The organism is Leptogranulimonas caecicola (assembly GCF_023168405.1).
GTDB lineage: Bacteria > Actinomycetota > Coriobacteriia > Coriobacteriales > Atopobiaceae > Leptogranulimonas > Leptogranulimonas caecicola.
Map to the genome: position 1 here is coordinate 1,809,721 of NZ_AP025285.1, position 25,208 is coordinate 1,834,928.

General features: G+C 61.4%; 21 protein-coding genes. 4 read left to right on the forward strand and 17 right to left on the reverse strand.

Annotation, left to right across the window (positions count from 1 at the left end; all coding sequences use genetic code 11):
* Nucleotides 1-63 precede the first annotated feature (63 nt).
* The gene (locus OR601_RS07910; protein ID WP_265591636.1) at nt 64-1,221 is read left to right on the forward strand and encodes a macro domain-containing protein; all 1,158 of its coding nucleotides are present in this window, start codon (nt 64-66) and stop codon (nt 1,219-1,221) included.
* Nucleotides 1,222-1,379: 158 nt separating this feature from the next.
* Entirely contained in the window at nt 1,380-2,153 is a 774-nt protein-coding gene (locus OR601_RS07915; RefSeq protein WP_265591637.1) for a hypothetical protein, read from the forward strand.
* 7 nt (nt 2,154-2,160) lie between these two features.
* Here the strand turns inward: OR601_RS07915 and OR601_RS07920 are convergent, their stop codons facing one another.
* Nucleotides 2,161-3,201: a hypothetical protein gene (locus OR601_RS07920; protein ID WP_265591638.1), complete on the reverse strand. Its 1,041-nt coding sequence runs from the start codon at nt 3,199-3,201 to the stop codon at nt 2,161-2,163.
* 3 nt (nt 3,202-3,204) lie between these two features.
* On the reverse strand, nt 3,205-3,915 hold the full coding sequence (locus tag OR601_RS07925) for a response regulator transcription factor (RefSeq protein ID WP_265591639.1): 711 nt from the start codon (nt 3,913-3,915) through the stop codon (nt 3,205-3,207).
* Nucleotides 3,916-4,147: 232 nt separating this feature from the next.
* Here OR601_RS07925 and OR601_RS07930 point away from each other — a divergent pair, with 232 nt between their 5' ends.
* Nucleotides 4,148-4,420: a hypothetical protein gene (locus OR601_RS07930; protein WP_265591640.1), complete on the forward strand. Its 273-nt coding sequence runs from the start codon at nt 4,148-4,150 to the stop codon at nt 4,418-4,420.
* Nucleotides 4,421-4,590: 170 nt separating this feature from the next.
* On the opposite strand, the gene groL is transcribed toward OR601_RS07930, so the two are convergent.
* From groL to OR601_RS07990, 12 genes are all read right to left on the reverse strand, one after another.
* Complete coding sequence (groL, locus tag OR601_RS07935; protein ID WP_136011883.1) at nt 4,591-6,228, reverse strand: chaperonin GroEL; 1,638 nt, start codon at nt 6,226-6,228, stop codon at nt 4,591-4,593.
* A gap of 157 nt (nt 6,229-6,385) precedes the next feature.
* Nucleotides 6,386-6,676, reverse strand: coding sequence for a co-chaperone GroES (gene groES / locus OR601_RS07940; protein WP_168897037.1), 291 nt, complete (start codon nt 6,674-6,676; stop codon nt 6,386-6,388).
* A gap of 727 nt (nt 6,677-7,403) precedes the next feature.
* Complete coding sequence (locus OR601_RS07945; RefSeq protein WP_265591641.1) at nt 7,404-8,432, reverse strand: hypothetical protein; 1,029 nt, start codon at nt 8,430-8,432, stop codon at nt 7,404-7,406.
* A 372-nt stretch (nt 8,433-8,804) separates the two neighbouring features.
* On the reverse strand, nt 8,805-10,085 hold the full coding sequence (locus OR601_RS07950; RefSeq protein WP_265591642.1) for a DUF4013 domain-containing protein: 1,281 nt from the start codon (nt 10,083-10,085) through the stop codon (nt 8,805-8,807).
* Nucleotides 10,086-10,371: 286 nt separating this feature from the next.
* Nucleotides 10,372-12,345, reverse strand: coding sequence for an NAD(+) synthase (locus OR601_RS07955; RefSeq protein WP_265591643.1), 1,974 nt, complete (start codon nt 12,343-12,345; stop codon nt 10,372-10,374).
* A 124-nt stretch (nt 12,346-12,469) separates the two neighbouring features.
* Nucleotides 12,470-14,098, reverse strand: coding sequence for an amidohydrolase (locus tag OR601_RS07960; RefSeq protein ID WP_265591644.1), 1,629 nt, complete (start codon nt 14,096-14,098; stop codon nt 12,470-12,472).
* A 98-nt stretch (nt 14,099-14,196) separates the two neighbouring features.
* Nucleotides 14,197-14,994, reverse strand: a complete 798-nt coding sequence (locus tag OR601_RS07965) for an amino acid ABC transporter ATP-binding protein (protein WP_265591645.1) — start codon at nt 14,992-14,994, stop codon at nt 14,197-14,199.
* Nucleotides 14,995-15,005: 11 nt separating this feature from the next.
* Nucleotides 15,006-16,268, reverse strand: a complete 1,263-nt coding sequence (locus OR601_RS07970) for an amino acid ABC transporter permease (protein ID WP_168897043.1) — start codon at nt 16,266-16,268, stop codon at nt 15,006-15,008.
* 110 nt (nt 16,269-16,378) lie between these two features.
* Nucleotides 16,379-17,299: a transporter substrate-binding domain-containing protein gene (locus tag OR601_RS07975; RefSeq protein WP_265591646.1), complete on the reverse strand. Its 921-nt coding sequence runs from the start codon at nt 17,297-17,299 to the stop codon at nt 16,379-16,381.
* Nucleotides 17,300-17,674: 375 nt separating this feature from the next.
* Nucleotides 17,675-18,727, reverse strand: a complete 1,053-nt coding sequence (locus OR601_RS07980; protein ID WP_265592395.1) for a M20/M25/M40 family metallo-hydrolase — start codon at nt 18,725-18,727, stop codon at nt 17,675-17,677.
* 12 nt (nt 18,728-18,739) lie between these two features.
* Nucleotides 18,740-19,153, reverse strand: a complete 414-nt coding sequence (locus tag OR601_RS07985) for a zinc-binding metallopeptidase family protein (RefSeq protein ID WP_265591647.1) — start codon at nt 19,151-19,153, stop codon at nt 18,740-18,742.
* 2 nt (nt 19,154-19,155) lie between these two features.
* Nucleotides 19,156-20,079: a transporter substrate-binding domain-containing protein gene (locus OR601_RS07990; protein ID WP_265591648.1), complete on the reverse strand. Its 924-nt coding sequence runs from the start codon at nt 20,077-20,079 to the stop codon at nt 19,156-19,158.
* Nucleotides 20,080-20,731: 652 nt separating this feature from the next.
* Here OR601_RS07990 and OR601_RS07995 point away from each other — a divergent pair.
* Nucleotides 20,732-21,268, forward strand: a complete 537-nt coding sequence (locus OR601_RS07995; RefSeq protein ID WP_265591649.1) for a PTS sugar transporter subunit IIA — start codon at nt 20,732-20,734, stop codon at nt 21,266-21,268.
* A gap of 390 nt (nt 21,269-21,658) precedes the next feature.
* Here the strand turns inward: OR601_RS07995 and OR601_RS08000 are convergent, their stop codons facing one another.
* From OR601_RS08000 to tmk, 3 genes are read right to left on the reverse strand one after another with little or no spacing between them, the layout of a single operon-like run.
* A complete protein-coding gene (locus OR601_RS08000) occupies nt 21,659-23,317 on the reverse strand; it encodes a PSP1 domain-containing protein (RefSeq protein ID WP_136011871.1) in 1,659 nt (552 codons plus the stop codon).
* Nucleotides 23,296-24,531 (reverse strand): DNA polymerase III subunit, encoded by a 1,236-nt coding sequence (locus OR601_RS08005; RefSeq protein ID WP_265591650.1) that lies wholly within the window; start codon nt 24,529-24,531, stop codon nt 23,296-23,298. The genes OR601_RS08000 and OR601_RS08005 overlap by 22 nt, the downstream gene beginning before the upstream one ends.
* Nucleotides 24,524-25,207, reverse strand: coding sequence for a dTMP kinase (gene tmk, locus OR601_RS08010; protein ID WP_136011869.1), 684 nt, complete (start codon nt 25,205-25,207; stop codon nt 24,524-24,526). Before tmk ends, OR601_RS08005 begins: the two co-directional genes overlap by 8 nt.
* Nucleotide 25,208 lies beyond the last annotated feature (1 nt).

The window sequence follows — 25,208 nt, forward strand, 5'->3', positions numbered from 1 at the left end:
CTTTAAGAGATTTTCAGGCTGTTTTTAGCTAGCGTCCATCCACCGCGTCTGATTGGATTTCCTATGCCGTTTTATATCAATAACGCAGATATCACCACCATGGATGTGGACGCGATAGTCAATGCTGCCAACTCCCGTCTCACCCGCGGAGGAGGTGTCTGCGGTGCCATTTTCGCTGCCGCCAACGCAGCTGCCCTCGAAGCCGCTTGCACTCAAGCGGCCCCCGTCGCACCCGGCCAAGCTGCAGCCACGCCCAGCTTTGGCCTCAAGGCACCCTGGATCATTCACGCGGTAGGGCCCATCTGGCGCGGCGGTTCGAGCCGAGAAGCCCAAACCCTCGCCTCCTGCTACCACTCTGCCCTTCGCGTGGCTGCCAAGCTGGGAGCTACGAGCGTCGCGTTTCCTTTGATATCTTCAGGCATTTATGGCTACCCGGCGGACGAGGCTCGCAAGATCGCCCGCACCGCCATTTTGGAGGAACTGGAAGCCACCGGCGACTCCATGGATGTCCACCTGTGCCTTTGGGGTGACCATACCCAGGCCCGCCGCGCTCTGGAACCCGAGCTGGTGGAGTACCTGCGCACCCTCCCCGACGAGCTGCTGGATACCAGCCTGCCTCTAGACTCGCTGTTCACTCCCGCCGCCGGCGCGCCGGTTGGCGCTGGGGCGCCTGCTGCCCCCAAAGCGCCCGCAGCTCCCCGCAGGTCCCGAAGACGTCGGGACGCCTGCGCGCCGGCCACCAGCGTCCCGACCCCTGCGCAGGCAGCTCCCAGCCCCGAGGACACCGGCGCCCTCTTCCTGGCCGACCAAGCCATCACCGCCCCCGGCGCCGCCAGCGTGCCCACCCACGCCGCCACATTGGAGGAGGCGCTGCAGCACTTGGATTGGGGTTTTTCTCGGCAGCTGCTGGCCCTTATCGACGCCCGCGGCCTCACCGACGCCCAGGTATACCGTAAAGCTGGGCTCACTCGGCAGCATTTTTCCAAGATCCGCTCCAATCCCAGCTATCAGCCTCGCAAGCAGACCGTGCTGGCTCTGGCCTTTGCCCTGGAGCTCACGCTGGCAGAAACCCGCGATCTTTTATCTCGTGCCGGCTTTGCGCTGAATCCCTCGTCCATCGACGACGCAATATGCGCCTGGTACTTGGAACGGCGCATGTTTGATATCGACCGAGTGAACCAGGCCCTCTACGCCTACGATCGCCGGCTGTTGGGAGCCTAGGAGCCGCGCCTCCCGGCACCACATCTGCATGCTGCCCGTTGCTGCGTCACCATGCCGCGCGCCATGCTCGCCTTCCAATGTCACCTGGCAGGCGACCTTTGGCGAGGCGTTTCCCTTTAGGCTTGCAAGCAACATCCGTTACGCCTGAAGGAGGCTCCATGAACTTGTTTTTCTTTGGCTCCACGCACTCTGCCAGCCAGCCTGCCGACACCGCCGCAGATACTTGTCAGCCCGCGCGCCGTCATCACCAGCACCATCACCATGCCACCGAGAAGCCCGCAGCCCCGGTGGCTGAACTGGTATTCATTATCGATGCCAGCGGGTCCATGATGCCTTTGGTAAGCGACACGGTGGGCGGATACAACTCGGTGCTTAAGAAGACCGCCGGAGCCGGCGACAATGCGCTGGTGACCACGGTGTTCTTTAATCAAGCATCGACCATTGTCCATGACAGGGAGCCCATTGGGTCTATCAAACCGCTCGCTGCCAGCGACTATGTGCCCTGCGGCACCACTGCACTGTTGGACACGGTGGGGTCCACTATCGAGCGTATCGATTTGATTCAGCAGCATCAGCCTGCAGGGCATAAGCCTAGCTCCACCACGGTATGCATCATCACCGACGGGCTGGAAAACGCCTCTCACAAGTTTACTTATGGACAAGTGAAGCATTTGATCTCGCAACATAGGGAGAGGGGCTGGGAGTTCCTGTTCCTAGGGGCCAACATCGACGTGGCCGAGCAGGCAGAGAGCCTAGGCATCGACCTTAACCGCGCCGTCGCCTACGACGCGGACTCCACCGGCACCTTTGCCGCCTTCCAATCCTTTGGCGATGCGGCGGTATGTGCCTGTGCGGGCGCGCCGCTGGATGATTCCTGGCGGGCGGCGGTAGACCAAGACCAGGAGAGGCGCGGAAAGCGTCGCCGCAGGTAGAGCTAGGTTACGCATAGTTAAAACAGATGGAGCTGGACCCTTTGTCATGCCTTGCTTCTACCTTGCAGCCCTCCGCTCGAGCGAAGTCTCGCGCAAGCTCGACGAGCTCAGAGGGGACAGCCGACAGATCAGAACCATTCCAAGAGACGCCCACCTGGTTGTGGGCGTCTTGTTTTGCCGCAAAGAGCGTCGATGGCTGCGAAGCGACCATCGCCTTTGCGATGCAGTAAAGAACTGCAGTGAGCCTGTCTTCGCTGCACGAGATCTCAACTGGCTCCGGCGCATAGACGCCCACCTGGGGACTGGAGGACTCCGCATCTTTATCAAGCGCCCTGGCCACTTCAAAGACGATCTCCCGAGCATCCACAACCCTCAAGATCGCGCCGGGCGAATACTGGAACCTCACGAGGGTGTCAAAGGCCTCTATGAGATCGTCCACCTCTTGGCTTCTTGCCTGCTCCTCTGACCTAAGCTGGCCTAGCGCCAAAGCGGTTATGGGCCCCTTGACCTCATGGAGCAAACGGACAGAAAGCGCCTCGGAGATGGCGATCTCTCGCTCGATGTCCCGAGTGACCTTAGAACTCAGAACCGCTGCCACCAGAGTCGTGAAGAGCGCCGTGCCAATGAGCGCCCATTTTGCAACGCGAAACCTAGCCACCCAAGAGCTGCAATCCACATAGCGAACCGTCACACCCGAGGCAGCATCGTCTATCACTCTGTAGAACACCAGGCAGTCGCCCGCGTAATAGGAGCACACATCAGGCTTTTGGCCAGCTTGCTGAAGGGGCTTCTCGGCAATCTCATCGCGCAGTTCGCTCGTGAACGGAACGCTCGCAAAAGCCTCAGCGCCCAAATCCCCCTCCCCACCTAAGACCGCCTCTTGCGCATGAAGCCCCAGCAGCCCAGAGCCTCCCCCATCAAGGACGCTTTTCGCAGACAGATCGACCAACACGCACACCCCTGCATAGAGAACTGCCAGGCAAACGGCCCATCCAACCACAAACCTCTGCACTCGGGCCTGCCGCAGCTTGTCCCAGGCGTTCGCCATAGGTCAGCCCCCGCTCTCGGGAGTCTCAAGCCTATAGCCCACGCCCCACACCGACCGCAAGGCCACCGAAGCCCCTGCGTATTCTAGTTTGCGCCGCACTCGGCGAGTCATTTCGTCGGCCGTCCGACTTTCAACTTCTTGAGGCATGTCCCAGACTTCTGCAAGCAGGCGCTCTCGCGATAGGGGCTGATTGGGATGCGCAAGGTAATAGCGCAACAGTTTTATCTCTGTAGGCGTGAGGGGCACGGGCCGCCCCTCCACAAAGCACTCTCCATCGCAACAGCGCAGGTTTCCCGCGCGCACTTCGCCTTTTCCTGCCGAGAAAGACCCGTCCTCGCAAGCATGAGCCGTCCGTCGGAGCAATGCGTTGACCTTGGCGAGAAGGTATGCGGGACGGATCGGCTTAGTCACATAGTCGTCGCAGCCGCTTGCCAAGGCGTCGATCATGTCCAACTCGCTGTTGTCACCAGAGAGCACAAGCACAGGCAGCAGAGACACTTCCCGGATACGCTTGAGCAGAGTGAGGCCGTCGACATGGGGAAGCGTCATATCCAAGATCATCAGGTCAAAGCGCTGATCCTCTAGAAGTGCAGGCGACTCGTATAATGTGGCGCCGTCAGGAATCGCCTTTACGCTATGTCCAGCGCCTGTCAGCACCTGGCTTACCGAAGTTCTCACTTGCAGGTTGTCTTCGATATAGAGAATGTTTGCCATAGCTGCTCCTTTGATTAACTTTAGCATGGGAGCATAATCGCAATTGCAACAATATGTTTTGATTTACCCAGCGATGTTTTGTATTTCTTGGTTTATATTTGCTAATAATAATGTGATTCTTTACCTCGAAATAACCTGATAGCCACGACATTTCCCGATTATCGACCGTAGATCGCCGTCAGCCTTGTCCACAACTGCGTGCAATGAGCCGCATGCAAAGGAAGCAGGCTCTATGACCTGGGCTTCAATCAAAGCAAAGTTTTCCTACTGGTGGGCAGAAGGCTACCTCTCTTGGGATGGCATCGCCGTGGCCATAAGCTGCCTGTCAATTGGCGTGCTGTATCACTTTGGCTGCATCGATAGGTTCATGCTTCTTACCATGAGCAGTCTTTTGGTAATAGCTGCCGAGCTTGTTGTCTACCGCACTTCAAAGGCCCATGGCCGCACCTTTGATGCCGCGGTATGCCTCATATGCGCAATCCTCTATTTACTGCTCCTTTGGTAGCGCCCTGTGAGCAGCCGCAAAGGGGCAACGAAGGGCCAATGAGCTTCATGGTTGCGGTTCTTATCGGCAAGGAAAAAGCCCGCCTCCAGCTTGCGGTGAGCTGAGGACGGGCTTGTATGCGTAGAGCTACGTGCGCGATGAGGCGCTAAGAGGGCTTTGACCTCGAGGGATTAGTACATGCCACCCTGGCCGCCCTGGGCGGCAGCAGCGGAGATGGCCTCCTCGATGGTGGTGTCCTTGGGCTCGTCGGTGACGGTGGCCTCGGTGATAAGGAAGAGGCCGGCCACAGAGGCGGCGTTTTGCAGGGTGACGCGAGCGACCTTGACGGGGTCGAGCACACCCATCTCAATCATGTCGCCGTACTGGCCGGTAGCGGAGTCCAGGCCATGACCCTTGTCCATGCCGCGAACCTTCTCGACCACGACTGCACCCTCGAAGCCGGCGTTATCAGCGATAGTCTTGACGGGGGCGGCCAGCGCCTTGGCAACGATGTCGACGCCGATCTTCTCGTCCATGTCGTCGCACTTCATGGAAGCCAGGACCTCGGAGGCGTCCAGGAAGGCTACGCCGCCGCCGGCGACGATGCCCTCTTCCACCGCGGCGCGGGTGGCTTGCAGGGCGTCCTCGATGCGGTGCTTGATCTCCTTGAGCTCCACCTCGGTGGCAGCGCCCACCTTGAGGACGGCCACGCCGCCGGCCAGCTTGGCCAGACGCTCGCGAAGCTTCTCGCGGTCGAAGTCGGAGTCGGTGTGATCGATCTCGGCTTTGATCTGGGCGATGCGGTCATCGATGGCGCTCTTGGCGCCCTCACCGCCCACGATGGTGGTGTTGTCCTTGGTGACCTTGACGCTCTTGGCGCGGCCCAGCATGTCGGCGGTGGTGTCAGCCAGCTTGATGCCCAGCTCTTCCATGGCCACCTGGCCACCGGTGACCACAGCGATGTCCTCGAGCATGCGCTTGCGGCGATCGCCATAGCCAGGAGCCTTCACGGCGCAGACGTTCAGGGTGCCGCGGAGCTTGTTGAGGATCAGCGTGGCCAGAGCCTCGCCGTCCACGTCCTCGGCCACGATGAGCAGCGCAGAGCCGGACTTTTGCACGGCCTCGAGGATGGGCAGGATGTCCTGGATGTTGGACACCTTCTGGTCGGTCATGAGGATGTAGGGGTTCTTGAGCTCGCAGACCATGGACTCGTTGTCGGTGGCGAAGTACGGGGAGATGTAGCCCTTATCGAACTGCATGCCCTCGACGGTCTCGATCTCGATGCCAAAGGTCTGGGACTCCTCGACGGTGATGACGCCGTCCTTGCCCACGACCTCCATGGCGTCGGCGATCTTCTTGCCGATCTCAGGATCGGCAGCGGAGATGGTGCCTACAGAGGCGATCTGGGCCTTGGTGGAGACGGTCTGGGCGGCGCCCTTCATCTCCTCCACCACGGCGTCCACGGCGTGGTCGATGCCGCGGCGGATCGCCAGGGGGTTGGCGCCGGCGGCTACGTTGCGCAGGCCCTCGTTCACGATGACCTGGGCCAGAAGCGTAGCGGTGGTGGTGCCGTCACCCACGGTGTCGTTGGTCTTGGTGGCGACCTCCTTCACCAGTTGAGCACCCATGTTCTCCACGGGATCCTTGAGCTCGATCTCCTTGGCGACCGAAACGCCGTCGTTGGTGATGGTGGGAGCACCGTAGGGGCGCTGAAGAGCCACATAGCGGCCCTTGGGGCCCATGGTGGTGGTGACAGCATCTGCCAGGGTGTTGACGCCGGCTGCAAGCTTGGAACGGGCGTCGGTGCCAAAGTTGATAATCTTGGCCATAGGTATGCGTACCTCCTATGAAACAGTTACTTGATGGAGTGGTGCTGCGACTCATGGGTCGCAGCAAGGGGGGGGGTCTCGCAGGGAGCGAGGGCGCGGGTTTCTCGGCAGCTATAAGACGCGCAAGGCGCGCTGCATGAGAAACGCGAGGAGGGGGTTAGCCCTCGATGATGGCGTAGATGTCGTCGGCACGGAGGAGCAGGTAGTCCTCGCCGTCGACCTTGATCTCATTGCCACCAAACTTGCCGTAAAATACCTGGTCGCCCACCTTCACGTCCATGGGGATGCGGTTGCCGTTGTCATCACGACGGCCCTCGCCTACTGCGACGACCTCGCCCTTTTGGGGCTTTTCCTGGGCGCCTGAGGAAATGTAGAGGCCCGAAGAGGTCTTCTCCTCCTTGGGGGCCGGCTTGACGAGCACGCGATCACCCAGCGGCTTGAGATTCATAACGATTCCTCCTTTACGGATTTCGCCTCGAAGCGGCGATGTTCTCACACATTGCATCCTACAAAGACGACCAACTTCTAGCAAGCGCTAGAAGAAAATCTCCATTAAGCCACTTAGATTTTCTAGTAGTCCCCTTTATAGGTAGGCTTTGGGCCTGGCACTCCTTGGAAGAAGCACTCCTGCGCAGAGCGATTCTGACGCAGCATTCCCTGCGAAATGCCCCAGTAGGGCCTCCGCCAGAACAATGCCATGGAGAACGCGGCTTTGCACAGGGCTTCTTTCCGAAGCGCCTGAGACCTTTGCCTGACGCCGCTTCGAGCCTTGCCGAGACGCTGTCTCTTAGGGGCCTTCCGCAGAGCCACTAGCACATCTACCCGGCCTCGGGACCCTCCTAACGCCCTAGTGGGCTCTCAAACAATCCACCCATGAAAACTCATCAATATCAATCTAGGGACTTTAGGGCGACCTCTGGATGGACGTGCAGGCGGAGGGAAGGGGCAGCGCTGGGTGGGGCGATGCTGGGCGGGTGGGAAATACAGGTGCGGAGTGTGAGCAGTGCGGGATATGGAATTGCTGCATGTACACATGCGATGTAGTACCTCGTCGCACTGGGGTTTTACAAAAGCCCAGTGCGACGAGGCAGCGAAAACACAAATACGCGACCATACAGCAATAACAGTGTCAGCTAATCGCTGCGTGCTAGTTAGTCGCTGCGTACCATCTGCTCCTACCAGCAAAGGCCAACGGTCATCAGTTTGTTCCAAAGGTCCCGACGCTTCTGCTGAGCTGCACCGCTCCAGTCAAAAGACCGTTTCAAAAGCTTCGCAAGACGCTCAAAGCAAAGGTTTCGCATGCGTTCGTTGCGACAACTTTCGCGATCAAATACCACCATCTGATAGCCTAGGCGTTCCATGACATCACGGCGGCGTCGATCTTTCTCAACTTGCAGAGGATTGCTGTCATGCTCTTGGTGGCTGTCATACTCATAACCCACGCGCCTCGCAGGCCAAAGCCCATCGGGGCTTATATATCGTGATCCGCCCAGCAGCAAAGAGAGCTCGCCGGTCACTTCTAACTTTGCGTTGAGCTCGGGGGTCGGCAGACCGCTGCCACCTAGTCTAGGCGGCAGCGACAAGGCCAATTGAATCACTGTCTCCATAGGCGAATGGGCGCCATTGGCTACGTAGGGGAGCGCTGACTTCAATGCTTTGATACCACGCATCGACTCAGAGATACCAGCGGTTACAGCATCGATGGTGTCCGTAGAGCAGAGAACATCTCTGAAGTAGCGCGCATTATCTTGGTAGGGATTGCAAAGAAAGTCGCCGCATAAAATTGAAACCAGCATCGCAAGTTGGGTTTGGTTCGTTTGTCCAGAACGAAGCACCAAATACCCAGCTGGAGAAACCACCTGCAATGAATCCAAACCTTGCGGTGGCTGGATCTCCCATAAAAACCCGTCGGGCACAGGTTGAGTAAATTGATGAATTGCAATCCTTTTTTGTGTGCCATGCCGATTATTAAAGCCTATCAACATATGCATGGGGACGTCGTAGGTATCCGGAGTCGCCAGCAATTCGTGAGCCCAGGGAAGGCTGCCTTTCCACCAACCCAAAGTACTGACGGACTTCGCACAGGCAGCCATGGCCGAAGCCCCAGAGATCCGCTCTTGGGCTTGGGCTGCGCTGAGAGGTGTCGCGGGCAGCCGAGATGCAAAGTACATCCACGCGACTATGTCGCACACGATGGCGTTCATGAGCACAGCCTAGTGATTTGGATCCACCCGTGCGCTCGACGTTCTGACAATTTTCTGACCAATATCTGTCAAATCGACCGCTCAGCCCTCAGATGGACCGCTCGGCCCTCGCCGCTCTTCTCACTCCTGCATCGCCGCAGGCAGACGAACCGTTCCATCAACATAGCTCCACTGATTTTCCAAAGCCTCACAGCCGCTCTTCATAGGACCGTCATTCGATTTTGCATAGGACCGTCATTCGGACTGCCACTCGAGTTTGCCTGCGGCACAAGCGCAATAAGCCGGGCCTGGGATTTTCCAGGCCCGGCTCTCTCAGTTACGCTCGTTTTAGGCTCATGGCCACAGCAACCCGCAAACGCGCTCGCTCGATCCTTAGGCACGCCAGTCGGGATCCTGCCGACTCATCCACACGCCTACGGCGCGGAGGCTCCACAACTGCGCGATGGTGGAAAGCACGGTCTGCACCAGGGTAGCCACGGCAGCACCAAAGCCCACGGCAGTAAGAGAGTCCAGCAACATATTCAGCAGGCTCTCTAGGCCGACCGCGCCCATGCCATAGCCCATATAGCTGGCCGAAGACCCCATGTACGCCAGGTTCTCCAGCAGGTTGCCCAGCGAATAAAAGCTGGAGGCAAACACCGCCGTGTAGATGACAGCCATGATGACGCCCACGATAAGGCCAGGCACAAACACCGCCAAAATGACGCCCCAAGGAGCCTGCTTGAACTGGTCCCACAGGTCGGAGAGGTCAAAAGCCGCCCTAAAGTCATCTTTGGCAGTCATGCGCACGCCCGCCATGGCCACAAAGACGCTCACCAGGATCATCCACGCAATGTAGAGCAAGATGCCCACCAGCGGGATCTTGAACAGCAGCGTGAAACCCAGGCCAATAATGCCGCCGAGAAGAGACAACACTGCGTAGAGGAAGCCGCGCCAAAGGGTGGTGCGGGTAAAGCGAGGCTTAGGCAGACCCTGGGCGCCGTCACCGGCTTGAATGGCCCATTCGAGCATGTAGCCTTGGGCATACCATCCCAGAATGGGCACCAGGTTGAGCAGCATGAGCAGCATGGCGGTGCCAAACCAGCCAGGCTGGCCAGTAAGGTCATGCCAACCCTGGCTCAAGGGGCCTGGCTGCGCAGGAGCCGCTGGCGGAACGGGTTGCTGCGGCTGGCCTGCATAGCCAGGCTGCGCCGGCTGGCCGTAAGCCTGCTGGCCGAAACCCTGTTGTTGATAGCCTTGCTGCGGGGCGCCCTGTTGCGCATAGGCCTGCTGTCCGTAGGCTTGCTGAGCTTGAGGGACTGGCTGCGCATAATAGGCTTGCGAGGCAGGTACGGCATTGGGAGCAGGCACGGCCTCGGAAGCTGCGGCGCTCTCGGGGACAGGTGCGGGCTCCGGCGCAGGAGGCACGGGGTTCTCGGCAACGGAGGCTTCCACCTCGATCACCGCGGCTTCGGAAGCAGCTTCGGAAGCAGCTTCAGGAGCTGCGCCAGCACCAACGGGAGCAGCATCAAGGGCATCGGAGGTATCATCAGAGGCGGCCATTACCTGGGCCTCGGCAACGTCGACCTCTTCCAGGTGTGCGCCGCAGGAAGTGCAAAACCGGGCGCCGGGATCTGCGGGGGTTCCGCAGTGGGGGCATATCTTCTCGCTCATAGATCTCCTCTGCTTGAAGGTGTAGTGCGGGCAGCCTGTGCGGCCCGCGGCCAACAAACCCCGCCGTGCATCCGGTGTGAATGCGAGGGCCGTGCAGGGGCGCCTGCGCAAGGGCGAGGCGCCAGAGCAGCGGCGTTGGCGATGCATGAAAGCGCCCGTTCATGGTACTCGGGCGCGGTTTTCTAAAGGCTAGGTACCCATCGGCCAGGCTGAATCTACCCTTAATTCGAAACAAACCCCACTCAGTGATGCATCACTGAGTGGGGTCATATGCGAGCGAGACTCCCTAGCCTTGAGGAGCTTCCAGCGCATCCACTTGAGCAAGCCAGAGGGTGGCAGAGGCATCGGAAGGCATGCGCAGATCCCCGCGAGGAGAGACGGCCACAGAGCCCACCTTGGGACCGTCGGGCAGGCAGGAGCGCTTGAACTGCTGAGCGAAGAAGCGCTGGTAGAAGGTGCGAAGCCAGCGCAGGATGGTGGCAGGGTCATAGAGAGGCTCTTGGCCCTGGGCGCGAGGCTGCTCCACAAAGGCCGCCAGTGCCAGTTGGTAGATCTTGGCAGGGCTGAAGCACTGGCGCAACATGGAGTAGAGGAAGAAGTCGTGGAGCTCGTAGGGGCCCACCAGATCCTCGGTGACCTGGGCGATGGAGCCGTCCTCTTGAGCAGGCAAGAGCTCGGGCGAGACCGGGGTGTCCAGCACGTCGAGGAGCACCTCTGCGAGCCGGGGATTGTCACAGGTAGCAGCCACATGGCGCACCAGATGGCGCACCAGCGTCTTGGGCACACCGGAGTTCACCCCATACATGGACATGTGGTCGCCGTTGTAGGTGGCCCAACCCAAGGCCAGCTCGGACAGGTCGCCGGTGCCAATGACCAAGCCGCCGCGCTGGTTGGCCAGGTCCATGAGGATCTGGGTGCGCTCCCGGGCCTGGGAGTTCTCGTAGGTGACGTCGTGGGTGGCCTCGTTATGGCCGATGTCTTGGAAGTGTTGGCGCACTGCGGCGGCGATGGGCACTTCTAAAAGCTGGGCGCCCAGGGCCTCGGCGAGAGTGCGGGCGTTGGAGTGGGTGCGGTGGGTGGTGCCAAAGCCCGGCATGGTGGCAGCGAGGATGCCTCCTCTATCGAGGCCGCAATAGTCAAAAGCGCGAGCACATACCAGCAGCGCCAGGGTGGAGTCCAAGCCGCCGGAAACCCCCACCACCGCGCATTTGGCGTGGGTGTGGGCCAGCCGCTGGGCCAAGCCGCGCGCCTGGATGTCCAGGATGTCCTCGCAGCGCTGGCTGCGGGTGGCAGGGTCGTCGGGCACGAAGGGATGGGGATCCACCCAACCGGTCACTTGCTCGTCGGCAGGGTCGAAGCTCTCCGGCAGCGACGTGCGAGTGTAGCCGGCGGCTTCAGGAGAGGCGCTGGTGCGATAGGTGGACATGCGCCGGCGCTCGCTGGCCACATATTCCAAATCCACCTGCCCCAGGGCGACGCCGCCTCCAAAGGGCTGGGCCTCGGCCATGATGCGGCCGTCTTGGCATACCAGGTCATGGCCCGAGAAGACCACGTCCTGGGTGGACTCGCCCCAGCCGGAGCTGGCATAGCCGTAGGCGCACACCAAGCGGGCGCTCTGGCCTCGCACCAAGTCGCGCCGGTAGGCCGCCTTGCCTACCTGGGCGTTGGAGGCCGAAAGGTTGCAGATGAGCGTGGCGCCGGCCTTGGCCAGGCCAATGGAGGGAGGCTCAGGGACCCATAGGTCCTCGCAGATCTCCACACCCACACAAAAGTGCTCCATAGCAGGGGCTTCAAAGACTTGATGGGCGCCAAAGGGCACATTCCAGCGGCCAGCCACAGAAATGGGAGCGCACTCCACAGGACCTGGCTCAAAGTAGCGGCCCTCATAAAACTCGTTATAAGTGGGGATGTGCAGCTTGGGCACCACGCCCAAAAGCTCGCCGGCACAGCAGACGGCCGCCACATTGTAAAGCTTGGAGTTCACCCGCAAAGGCAGCCCTACCACCGAGAGGCATCCGAGCTCTGCGGTGCGCTCGATATAGGAGGCCAGGCCACACTCGGCAGCGACCAGAAGGGCGTCCTGCCAAAAGAGGTCGTTGCAGGTGTAAGCGGTGAGGACGCACTCGGGAAGGATGACCACTCGGGCCCCATGGGCCACAGCGCTTTTGGTTTCCTCGACGCAGGCGACCACGTTAAAGTCTACGTCACCCACGTGGACCGCGGGAGTCACCGCAGCGACGGTGGTGAGGCCAAGCTTCATGGAGTGCTCCTCTCTAAGGGGGCTGGCTAGAGGGCGGCGTGCGGCAGGGACGCTAGGGGTAAACGGGCCGAGCTGGGCCTTCCTCAACGACCGAAGCAGCGTCGCCGCCCGGCGCCCCCGCTCTTCAAGCAGTTTCATAGACCTTGTTCCCACCCACATAACAGGCGAGCACCTGCGCCTGATGAAGCTCCTGGGGCGGGCAAGACAGGGGGTTCTTGTCGATGACGATGAGGTCGGCAAACTTGCCAGGCTCAAGGGTCCCCAGCTCATCCTGACGGCCCACCGCCACGGCGCCGCCCAGCGTGGCGGCGCGCAGGGCCTCGGCGGCGGTGACGCGCTCTTCTGGCAGCCAGCCGCCCATGGGGGCGCCGGAAGCGTCCTGGCGGGTGACCGCATCTGCCAGGATGGCGGTCGGGTCGCAGGGAACGCAGGGGGAATCGGTGCCAAAGGCCATGTCCACGCCGGATTTGAGGTAGGTCTTGAAAGGCCACATGAAGGAGGCGCGCTCCTCGCCCAGGTCGCGGGCCGGCTGGGTGATGTCGATGACCACGTGTTGCGGCTGCACCGAGGCCACGATCTTTGCCGCAGCCATGCGGTCCACGTCGTCGCGCTCCAAGTTCTCGATATGCTCTAGGCAAAAGCGCCCCTGATGAGGTTGCCCGTACTTATCGGCAGCCTCTTCAAAAATGGAAACGCCCTCATGGACCGCTGCGTCGCCTATGGTGTGGATGCGCACGGCAATGCCTTCTTTGGCGGCGCCCAGCACGATGTCGCGCATCTGGGCAGGCGGGATGGCGGGATGGCCGTGATCGTCGGGAAAGCGAGGGTTCTCATAGGGCTCCAAAAGCCAGGCGGTATGGGCGCTGGAGACGCCGTCGAAGAACTGCTTGACGCCCGGCGCACGCAGCATGGGGCCGGTGAGCTCTGCCTGGAGCTTTTCAATGCGGTCGAGGTCGCCGTCCAGCGGCAGCGTGGGAAACAGGTGGCCGCGCACGGTGAGCTCGCCTGAGGCTTCCAGATCGCGCCAGACCTCGTCTAATACGGCGTCGCAGCCCGGAATTGCCGATAAGCCCATGTCGTCCACGCTGGTGATGCCTCGGCGGTTGAGCTCGTGGGTCCAGTCGAGGAATATCTGGCGCAGTTCCTCTTTGGAGAGCGACTCCAGCACTCGGGCGATGTAGTACATGCCGGCGCCCTCGCGAAGGACGCCGGTGAGCCGGCCTTCCTCGTCGCGGTCAAAGGAGCCGCCAGCGGGAGGCTGGGTGTTCTCGTCGATGCCCAGGCGCTTAAGGCCGCAGGTATTGAGCCAGAGAGTATGGGAGTCGCCGGAGTACATGGCCACCGGTCGATTGGGGAAGAGCGCATCGAGCGAGAGGCGGGTGGGTGGGATGGCCGGGTCCCACAGCATGTCGCGCCAGCCATGGGAAAGCGCCCAGGAGCCATAAGGCTGATCTTTGGCAAAGTCATACATGTGCTGGGCGCAGTCTGCCTCAGAGGCGCCGCAGTACTCCATGGCCCGAGCCGATGGATAGAGCGCCGAATGGAACACATGTTGATGTGCATCATGGAGACCGGCGCAGATGAAGGCGTCTTCAAAGTCTTCTACCAGGGTGTCTTTTGCAATGTAGGCATCCATCTCCTGAGGTGGCACCACCGCAGAGATGATGTCTCCCTCTATGACCACCGCGGCAGGATAGCTGCGATCGTGAGTGCCGTCGAACACGTGGCGCGACGTGATAATCCTAGATGCCATGGGCTCAATCTCCCTTGGATGAAACCGGCTCTAGCTGAGGATACCACGCTCCACTGATGGGCTTTTGTACTGTAAGGATCACACAGGATGCGGGACAACTACTCTTCGCTCTTGTCATCCAGGTAGCGCGAGAGAAATTCCCGGGTGCGTGCATGCTGTGGATTGCCAAAGATCTGTTGGGGCGTGCCTTGCTCGGCGATGACTCCTTGGTCCATGAAGACCACGCGGTCGCTCACGTTCTTGGCGAAGGCCATCTCATGGGTGACCACCACCATGGTCATGCCGCCGGCCGCCAGCTCGCGCATGACGCCCAGCACCTCGCCCACGATCTCAGGGTCTAGGGCGCTGGTAGGCTCGTCGAAGAGCATGATGGCCGGGTCCATGCACAGGGCGCGGGCAATGGCCACGCGCTGCTTTTGGCCGCCGGAGAGGCGCTTGGGATCGGCGCCGATGAAGTCCTGGAGCCCTACGGCTTCCAGGTGGCGGCGGGCGATCTTCTCGGCTTCTGGCTTTTTGAGCTTGCCCAGAGTCACCGGGGCCAACGTGCAGTTATCCAGCACGTTGAGGTTATTGAAGAGGTTGAAGGACTGGAAGACCATGCCGATGTCGGCGCGGAGGGCGTTGACGTCGGTGGCCGGGTTGGTGAGGTCTTCTCCGCGAAAGTAGACGTGGCCGGCGTTGGGGGTCTCCAGCAGGTTGAGGCAGCGCAAGAGAGTGGACTTGCCCGAGCCCGAGGCGCCGATGATGGTAACCACTTCGCCGGGGTAGACGTCCAGATCGATGCCCTTGAGCACCTCGTGGGCCCCAAAGGACTTGCGCAACCCCTGGACGGAGATGAGGGGCTCGGGTGTAGAGGCGAAAGCCTGGGAAGCAGGCGCAGAAGTGTCCGTAGTCATGATCATTCCTTTTAGGACTGCATGGGCTGGGCGGGGTGGCGAGGAGCAGCGGCGGGATCGGTGGTGGAGCCCACGGGTCCGGGTGCCTCGACGTCAAGCCGAGCGGCCAGCATGGTAAGGATCTTGGAGAACAGCATGGTGAGGATGAGGTAGATCACCGCGGCGATGCAGTAGGCTTCGAGACCCTTGTAGTAGATGCCTATGACCGAAGTGGTGGCAAACATCAGGTCGAAGACGCCGATGATGGACAGCACCGAGGAATCCTTGATGTTCACGATGAGCTCGTTGGACAGGGCGGGAATGGAGTTCTTGACACCCTGGGGAAAGACCACCTTGCGCATGGCTTGCCACTGGGAAAGGCCCAAAGAGCGCGCCGCCTCCAGCTGGCCAGGATCCACTGCTTCGATGCCGCCGCGCAGCACCTCCATCATATAGGCCGTGGAGTTGAGGCTGATGGTCACAAGGCCGGCCCAGAAGGGCGACCACACCGCGTTGATGTGGGCCGTCTCCCAGCCCAGGGAGCGAAAGACCGCCAGGCCGGCGAAGTAGACGATGGCGCCCTGGACCATCATGGGCGTGCCGCGCACCACGGTGGAATAGAAGCGCGCAAAACCCGAGCCCAGCGTCTTGAAGAAGCGCACCGCGTCGTTCTCGCCGCGATCGGGCGTCTGGATGCGCAGAAAGACCATGAGCAGTGCCAGGAAGAAGGCGATGACCGTGCCAAAGAGCGCCAGCTCGATGGTGGTGGTGACGCCGGTGACAAACAGCTGGCGGCCGTTATAGAGCATGTAGACGGCGCTCTCCAAAAAGCCCGTGGGATTGGTGGAGCTGGCGATGGCCCCTTGGCAAAGGGCCACAAAATGAGAGATGGGGCCCAGGCAAAAGAGCGCTGCCGAGCAGATCCACACCAGGTAGCTGGCGTAGCGCAGAGGTGCCCTAAGCGACGCCTTGGCCAGGACGAAGCGGGAGCGATACCTCTTGCGCAGCACAGCCTTGGCCACCAGGGCCACCAGCGAGAGGGCCAGCCAGACCACACATACCAGGGTGAGGACGGAGCCGGCGGCGCCCAGCGACATGCCGGCGCAGCAGGCCAGCGAGAAAGCAGCCAGCGCGCTGGTTCCCAAAAGCACATAGGGATGGTCGCTCTTGAGGAAGTGGGCTAGACGACGCAGGGTGCCGGCGTCTTCTGGCAGCGGCTCGGCATAAGGGTGGAGGTTCTCTTCCTCTTCCACTACAGCTTCTTCCAGCTGGGGATCGGGTACTCCAAGGGCCATAATCGCTCCTTTATAAATGGCGATGGAGCGCCAGATGCACAGGTGAGGCATCCGGCGCTCGCAAGAAACAGAGTGCGCTAAGGCATGGGGGGCGCCCGAGGCGCTGTGCCTTAGGCGGGCTGACGGTCGCAGGCAGCCGTCCAGATCTCCTGACGCTCAGCGTCGGAGATGGCGTTGACGGCCTCATTTACCGCCTGAGCATTGGCATAGTCCTTGGTGTAGCCCACCGAGGCAGGGTTGGTGGTCTCAAAACCAGCGCCTTCGGCGAACTGGATGGGCACCAAGTTGGGATTTGAGCGCATGTAGCCCTCTTCGTTCATCTTGGGATAGGTGACTGCGTCCACGGCGCCCTGAGCCAGCTGAGCCAGCACGGCAGGCATGGTGTCCACGGGAGTGGCGTGGTTGACGCCCTCGATCTCCTCGATGCAGTCATCGTAGAGGGTGGCCTTCTGACCCATGACCGTGGCGCCGGCGAAGTCCTTGAGGCTGGTGGCGTTCTCGTAGGGAGAGCCCTGGGTCACAAAGATGCCGATGGTGTCCTCGATGTAGGGATCGGAGAAGTCGATGGACTGACGGCGCTCCTCGGTATCGCTCATACCGGCGATGATGACGTCGATCTGGCCGTTGTTAAGAGCGTCGATAAGGCCGTCGAAGGAGAGCTTCACCGCCACAGGCTCGGCCCCGAGGGCCTCTGCCACACGCTTGGCGATCTGGACGTCGTAGCCGTCTGCATAGGCGCCGGAGACGTTTTCGATGGGGATGGTGTATTCGCTCTCCTGGGTGGCCTGCCAGTTATAGGGGGCATAGGCTGCCTCCATGCCTACACGCAGGGTGGAGCCGCCGCCCTGCGTGTAGGCATGGGCGTCAGGGGCGCCTGCGCCCGTGCTGCCACAGCCGGCGAGGGCTGCCAGAGAGCCAAGGGCCACCAACGAGCCGCCAGCCTGGAAGAGTGAGCGGCGGGAAACCGAGCGCTTGAGCAGCCCGCCTATGGCGGTCGACTGCTGCACCTGAGGGGTGTTCTGGTCATTCATGGCTGCTCCTTTGCATCCAAATCTCGCGAACCCTTATGTTCGCTGGTGGGCTTACAGATTAGGGGAAAGACGAACCTGCAGGTAGAACCCACTGCAGACCTTTACTGCATAGAAACACTATGCATCGGTAACTTTATGCATCATAGGGCGGATAGGACAAAAACTCGGTATAACACCAGGTAGTTGCTCTACCTCTATGCATACAAACGTGAATTTGAAGGGTTTTTGAGGGGTCTTATTCGTCAAATAATACGCCCTGTTTTAAGGCCTATTTGTATAATCGCAGGTAGATGTGGTGTCTGTTTCTTCGCCTTTCGATACATCACTGTATGAGAGCCTCTTTCCTGTATAGAAGCTGTAAACAAGCTGCAAGCCTCAGGACGGCACCCCACAGCAGCAACCAGTGACCAAATCGCGCAGAAAGGCCACCCCTTGCGCAAAGGCAGCAGAAAGGATGCGCTCGTTGGTGCCATGGACTCCCCGCACGATCTCTGCCTCGTCGCCCACAAATGCCGAGAAACGCAAACACTGGTCGCAGCAGCCCTCATACATCCGGGCATCGCTCGCTCCTGTAGCCAACGTGGGCGCCAGAGGGATAGGCGTGCCGTCGAGCTCGCAGAAGAGCGAAGCTGCCGCTTGGCGCAGCTGGTCTACGCCCCACCCGTCTTCTAAAGACACACAGGAAGGATCATTGGCTCCCTCCATAAGGGTCACCTGGACGTCCAGATCGGCCACGAGATCTCTTACCTGGGCCACAAGGCCTGCCACCGAGTCGCCCGGAAGCAGCCGGAAATTAATGGCTGCACCCATATCCTGGGGCAACACATTGGGAGCCGAGGAACCTCCCTCCATCATGGTGGGCGCCGCTGTAGTGCATACCAGCGGATAGGTCTCAGGGTCGCGAGCCAAAAGCTCCGCCAATGCCTGGCCGCACGCCTCGACGCGCGCCGGGTCCCCCTGGAGCAGCTCCCCGATGGGCCCCCTGGAGATCCGCGGCGCCAGCTGGCGAAACATAGCAGCTACCGGCGCAGTAAGCCGAGGTTGGCCCACCTCATGGCACACCCGCGTCACCGCTTCGCAAAGCCGCCCCAGCGACGTGCCGCCCGCCGGATTCGACGAGTGCCCCCCTGCCGAGCGCGCAGAAAGCCATAGGTCGGCATAGCCCTTCTCGGCAATGGCTACTCCCATCCAATGTCCGCTGCCGCCCAGAGAGGCCAGGTCGTGGATGAGGTAGTCGCCCTCGTCCACCAAGAACGCCGGGCGTATGCCGCGCTCCTCCAGGCGGCCTGCCAATGCCCGCGCACCCTCCTGGAGGCACTCCTCGTCATGACCCAGAGCCACAATGACGCCTCGCTCCAGAGGAGCCCCGCTGCCAAGCACCCGCCCCAAGGCTTCGAAAATGCCCGCCAGCTGCACTTTCATATCGATGGCGCCGCGCCCTCAAATCCAGGTGCCGTCAGCTGTGCCCGCGAAGGGGCCATAGGTCCAATGATCCTGAGTGCCCGGCACGCAGGGCACCACGTCTTGATGAGCCATCAACACCAGGGGCGCCAGCTGCGGGTTGCTCCCGGGAATTTCCAGAAGCATGGCCTGGGGGCCGCCGCCGGCCGCACCCTCCACCAGCTCCACCGACGCAGCCGAAAACACCTGAGGATAGGCAGCCTCAAGCCACGCCCGCTGGGCCTCGAAGGCGCTCCAGTCACCGGTGCGGTAGGCCTGCGCCGCCAGAGTGGGAAAGGACAACAGCTGCGCCAACCGCCTGTCCGCCTCCGGATCTGTCGCTCCCCCGTTCAAGGGCCCAAAGAAGCCGAGAATATCCTGGCCGCCTGGCAGCGGCTCTCCCAGGGTCCCCATGGCTACTCCGGCTGACGCTCGAGGGCGCCGTCCCAAAGCTCTTGGCGCTCGGCATCCGAGAGGTTCGCCAGCGCGCTGTTGATGGCCGACAAAACCTCATCGTTGCCTTTGGAGACTCCCACTGCGGCAGTGACCACGTCGGGAAAGCCCTCCCCCTCGGCAAAACGCACCGGCACGATGCCTGGATTGCTCTTGAGGTAGGCAGCCTCGTTCTCCATGTTGTAGGTGGCGGCGTCTGCAGCGCCCTGCTGAAGGGCTGCCAGCACATTGGGCACCGAAGGCAGCGGCGTCATATGGACCACACCGGGTATCTCATCGATCACCTCGTCGAGCTTGGTGCCCTTTTGCCCCACCACCGACGCTCCCGAGAGATCTGCCAGGCTGGTGGCGTCTTGGTAGGGCGACCCCTCGCGCACAAACAGGCCGTAGGTGCCTTCGAAGTAAGGGTCGGAGAAGTCGATGGACTGCTGCCTTTCCTCTGTGGGGGCCATGCCCGCGATAATCACATCGATTTGATTGGAAGCCAAGGCGTCGATAAGGCCGTCGAAGGAGAGCTTCACCGCCACAGGCTCGGCCCCGAGGGCCTCTGCCACACGCTTGGCGATCTGGACGTCGTAGCCGTCTGCATAGGCGCCGGAGACGTTTTCGATGGGGATGGTGTATTCGCTCTCCTGGGTGGCCTGCCAGTTATAGGGGGCATAGGCTGCCTCCATGCCTACACGCAGGGTGGAGCCGCCGCCCTGCGTGTAGGCATGGGCGTCAGGGGCGCCTGCGCCCGTGCTGCCACAGCCGGCGAGGGCTGCCAGAGAGCCAAGGGCCACCAACGAGCCGCCAGCCTGGAAGAGTGAGCGGCGGGAAACCGAGCGCTTGAGCAGCCCGCCTATGGCGGTCGACTGCTGCACCTGAGGGGTGTTCTGGTCATTCATGGCTGCTCCTTTGCATCCAATGGCGAAGAGGCCCCATGGCCTCCCGATCTGCAACCCCAAAGCGCCCGAGACGCACCCTTGAGGCAGGAGCACGCCCCTCTATAGCTTTGGGTTGGAAGAATCCTAGACAGAATCGACCGGCGGTAGGAAAAAAGCGGCAAAAGTGTTATTGCATAGAAGTACTATTCAATCTTATTGCTATGCATCCTGGGACGCATAGGAGTGTTTATTGGTATTATCGCAGCTATCACCCATTATCGTGATGCATATCAGAGCTATTTCTTGGGGATACTCCCCTTTAATATGCGTGCTTCCATACGAGATTTAGGGTTTACTATGTATATATGCTGGTAGCTGCGTTATAAATACCGCTTTCATCCACAATACTGTGTATACTATTTTTCAAATTACTTCTCACGATTTCCACGAGCATTCTCATCGCAGTGCGGTTATTCCCACAGACAGATCGCCCATCTTGCAATCTCACACACTTTGACCGCTGAAAGCGTCCTCTAACTGACATGACAACCCACCGCACACCGATAAAGAGTCCCCCTGCCTTTTGAGGTTTGCAAAACGCGGGACAAAGTTGTGTTTTTGGGGGAATATCATCGCAGGAAGAGTCTATTGATCCGTCTACTAAGGAGCCGCTATGGGTCTGCTTGACCACATTTTTCCCAGCACTGACGAGCCAAAAGCTGAGGATTTCACCCCTGTCGAGGCTATTGCCAACCCCAACGCCATCACGGCTCCTGTGACAGGCGCCGTCATCAACCGCATTGACGTTGAGAGCGACGTATTCGCTCAAGGCCTGCTGGGGCGCGGTTGCGGCATCCGCCCCCAGGAAGACGTTATCTATGCTCCCGCCAACGGCACCGTCACCGTGCAGTATGCCGGTTCCCGCCATGCCTTTGGCATGGCAAGCGACGGCGGCGCGCAGATCGTCGTGCATGTAGGCCTGGGCACCGTAGTCATGGAAGGCAAGGGCTTTACCTACCTGGTACACCAGGGAGACAGCGTAAAGGCCGGCCAACCTGTGCTCGCCTTCTCCCGCGAGGCCATCACCGAGGCTGGCTATGACCCCATCGTGACCATCGCCATCGTGAACAGCGACGACTTCTCCCGCATCGAGCTGGTGCAGCAGGGCCATGTGGATGCCGGCCAGATCCTGTTTGAGCTAGAGAACTAAGGCGCACGCGGAGCGTTACGTGAAACGCTCCGCAAGCGATGCACTCAACCCCTAAGCTTTCGCGAGCTTAGGGGTTGTTTTTATGAATTGAATTGTCGTTGATGACGAAACGTGCGGCACGGAATCAGAGCACGGTACTGGCTCAGAGGGCAAAGGGGCGTAGTGCCCTCTGAAAAATTACTACCTTAGTAACTTCATAATGTATTATACATGGCATTTTTCTACCTTTAACTGCATATTCTTGTAGCTAAGGTAGCTATTTTTCAGAGCGCAGAACTGCCTTTTCTGGGGCCGCGACTCCCCGCTTCCCTTCTTGCCACGGTTGCTTCTCCCAAGGTCACGTCACTACCGTTCTTCCAGCATCACGTCTTCTCACCATAGCTGTTCGCATTACTCAGAAGCGCTTGCGCCCGGAGTGCCTGCAGCTCCATCGCCTCTCGATGTACGGCGACGACGACGGCGCTGCTTGGAAGTCTCTTTCTTGGGACCGGAAGCTTTGGTCCCAGCCTTGCTGCTCGCCTCCTGTCCAGATGCGCGGCCTTTCTTAGATCCAGATGTACCGCCTGCGGCCCCAGGCTTGCCGCCCTTGCGGCTGCCACTGTTGTTGCCACTGTTGCCGCTCTTGTGGGAAGGGGCGCTTTTCTCGGCAACAGGGCGATCGTTCGTGAACCGAGAAGCGCCATCGCTGGCAGCTGCGGCGGCATCGGCCTGACGGCGGCGCCTCTGGGCTCGGCCGGGGCGCACATCTACCAGAGGCGCGGCAGAGTTCGCCTCGCGCGGGGCGGTTTGAGGCGCGGCGGGGGCGCTGTCCGTGGCGTCGTGATGGCGACGGCGACGGCGGGTGGGCTGCGAGGACGCGGCGGGTGCAGGGGCGGCAGCCCGCTCGCGATCAGCCGTGTCGCGCAACTTGCGGCGGGAATCGCGCTTGGAGCCAGCGCGGTTGTCGCGGGTAGCCTCGCGGCGGGCCTCCTTCTTGGCCTTTGCTTCGCGGGCGGCCTCGCGGGCAGCCCGTTCTTCCTTTTGCTCGGCCACCTGGGCGCGACGACGGGCGCGGCGGCTCTCGCTCACAAAGACCACGTCGGAGCTGTCGTAGTCCAAGACCTCGCCAGCCTCGGTGCGGTCAAGCTCGGCCAGGGCCATCTGCACCTCGGGAGAGTCCAGAGCGTCCAGCATGGCGCGGGTCACGGTGTCGGGGCGGCAGGAGCAGCCGTTGGTCTCGGCCTTCTTGCAGGCCGCCTCGGAGCACTCCATGCCCTCCAGGGGCACCTTGATGGTTTTGCCGTTTTCCAGACGCAGGGTAAGGCCCTCGCGAGGGGTGTCGTAGTCCACGATCTTGGCGGTACCCAACGGTGTTTGGATGAGGGCGTTTTTCTTGGGGGCACGGCTCTTGAAGTCGCGATAAGCCTCGAACTCATAGCGCAGGCAGCACATGAGGCGGCCGCACACGCCGCTGATCTTGGGGCTGTTTAAGGGCAGGTCCTGCTCTTTGGCCATGCGGATGGACACCGGCTCGAACTTGCGTTCCCAGCGTGCGCAGCAAAGCTCCTGGCCGCAGCCAGCGTAGCCGCCCATGAGGGCGGCTTCTTCTCGGACGCCGATCTGGCGCATATCGATGCGCTCATGGAGGGCCCGAGAGAGCTCGCGCACCAGGTGGCGAAAGTCCACGCGGTCGTCGGCGGCAAAGTAGCACACGCAGCGCTCGCCGCCAAAGAGATACTCCACGCCCACCGGCTTCATGGGCAGGCCTTCCTCCTTGGCCAGGGCGCGAAAGACGGGCAGCGCCTCGTCGCCTTTGGCGGCCAGCTCGGCGGCGCGGTCGTGGTCTTGTTCGGTGGCCACGCGGATGACCGGGGCAAACTCGGCCTCGCCGATAGTCTCATCCAGCTCCTCTTGGGTGACCTCGAAGGGATCGGCGACGGCAAGACCCATCTCGGTGCCGCGACCGGTCTCGCAGATCACGTGGTCGCCGGCAGTAGCGCCGGAGTCGCGGGGATCAAACCACAAATCATGTTGCACAAAGGTGAATCTCACCGGCAGGACATGGGGCATAGTGCCTCCTTGAAGGCAAACAGCATGGCCTCTAAGACCAGGCGTCCATCGACATTGGTGGCCAACTGAGAAGACGCGCGGTTGGCGCTCTCGATGGCCGCGAGTAATTGAGAGACATCCGCCGAGCCGCAGGCCGCCAAGATGCTGGCGGCATCCGGGCCCGAAAGCGGGCGTGAAAGCTCTTTGGAGGCCAGCGCATCAGCAAGAAGCGAGCGGCAGCAGGCCACCACTTCCATCATAGCCGAGCGGTCCTGCGCGCTCCTCTGGCGACGCTCCTGCTGCTCTAGGGCCTTTTGGGCGCCGCGGGTGAGGTAGTCTGCGCGGATTTGCTCCTCCTGCTCCCTGGCCACCAGCTGGTCTTGGAGGGCGCGTTTCTCGGCATCGGAAAGCCCCTTGGCCTTGAGGCGCTCCTTGAGCTCCTTGGCGTCCATCTCGCCGGAGAGCTCGTCTGCGGCCTCGGCGACGGAGCGGGCGGCCAAGACGATGTCGGCGTCGCTCATGTGAGGCAGGTTGCCGAGAAGGCCCGCCGCCTGTTGGCGCAGGGCCCACCTGTCCGGGTCTTTGAGCAGGGCGTAGGCCTTGGCAACGTCGGGGTAGATGGCCAGCGCCTGACGTGCCTCGTCGAGACTCACTTGAGCGGCGGCTGCCACCTGCTCCTCCACGGCTGCAGCATTGGTGGGCGCAAAGGGCACCACCTGGCAGCGGCTCACGATGGTGGGCAACACGCCGTTGGCCGCGGGGGCGATGAGGATGAAGCAGGTGCGCGCCGGGGGCTCTTCCAACGTTTTGAGCAGGGCGTTTGCCGCCAAAGTGCCCAGACGTTGGGCCTCTTGGATCACAAAGACCTTGGAACCTCCGCCTACCGCGCTTCTATTGGCGGCGGCGATGATGGCCTCGACTTGCTCTAGAAGATAGCCGGTGGCAGAACCGGGCGCATACACGTGGACGTCGGGGTGCGCGGCGTTTTGGGGTTCCAGAAAGCTGTGAGCCACCTTTTGGCAGCTCTCGCAGGTGCCGCAGCCGCCGGCAGGGCAGGTGAGCGCCTGGGCGACGGCCAAGGCGGCTGCCTGCTGATCGGTGGCGGCACGGCCTATAAAAAGGCTGGCGTGAGAGACCTTGCCCTCGGTGAGGGCGCGGGTGAGATACCCGTGCACCTGGGGCTGATGGCTCAAGGGCGCCAGCAGGGCCTGGGCCTGAGAGGGTGTGCTAGTCACCGGCCGCTCCCCTGCTATGAGCGGAATCTGCGGCGACGGCAGCCCTGAGGCCACAGACCTCCAGCGCCTGAGAAACTACCTGGTAGATGGCGGTTTCTACCTGCTCAGGGGTGCCAGAGGCGTCGATAGCCGCCACACGCTGGGGCTCTTTTGCTGCGAGAGCCTCAAAGCCTGTCGCCACCGCTTCTTGGAAGGCCACGCCTTCCTGCTCCAAGCGGTCGGGGCTATGGGCGCCTGTTGCACGAGCCAAGCCCTGGGCCGGGTCCAGCTTGAGCCACAGGGTAACGTCTGGGGCGAGCCCGCAGCTACCCAGGCGGTTGGCCTCGCTCACCATCCGAGCGTCCAAGCCGCGACCGGCCTGCTGGTAGGCCGTGGTGGAGTCATAGAAACGGTCGCAGAGCACCACCTGGCCCGCGGCCAGTGCCGGGCGAATCACCTGCCGGACCAACTGGGCCCGAGAGGCCTCGTAGAGCAAAAGCTCAGCCTCGGGGACCATATCGCCATTGGCGGGGTCCAGCAGTAGGGAGCGGATCTTCTCGGAAAGAGGGGTGCCACCGGGCTCGCGCAGGCAAAGCACCGGATAGCCCTGGGCCTCAAGGCTCTGAGCCAGACGAGCTACCTGCGTGGATTTGCCGCACCCATCGACACCCTCGAAGGTGACAAAGAGACCTCTCACC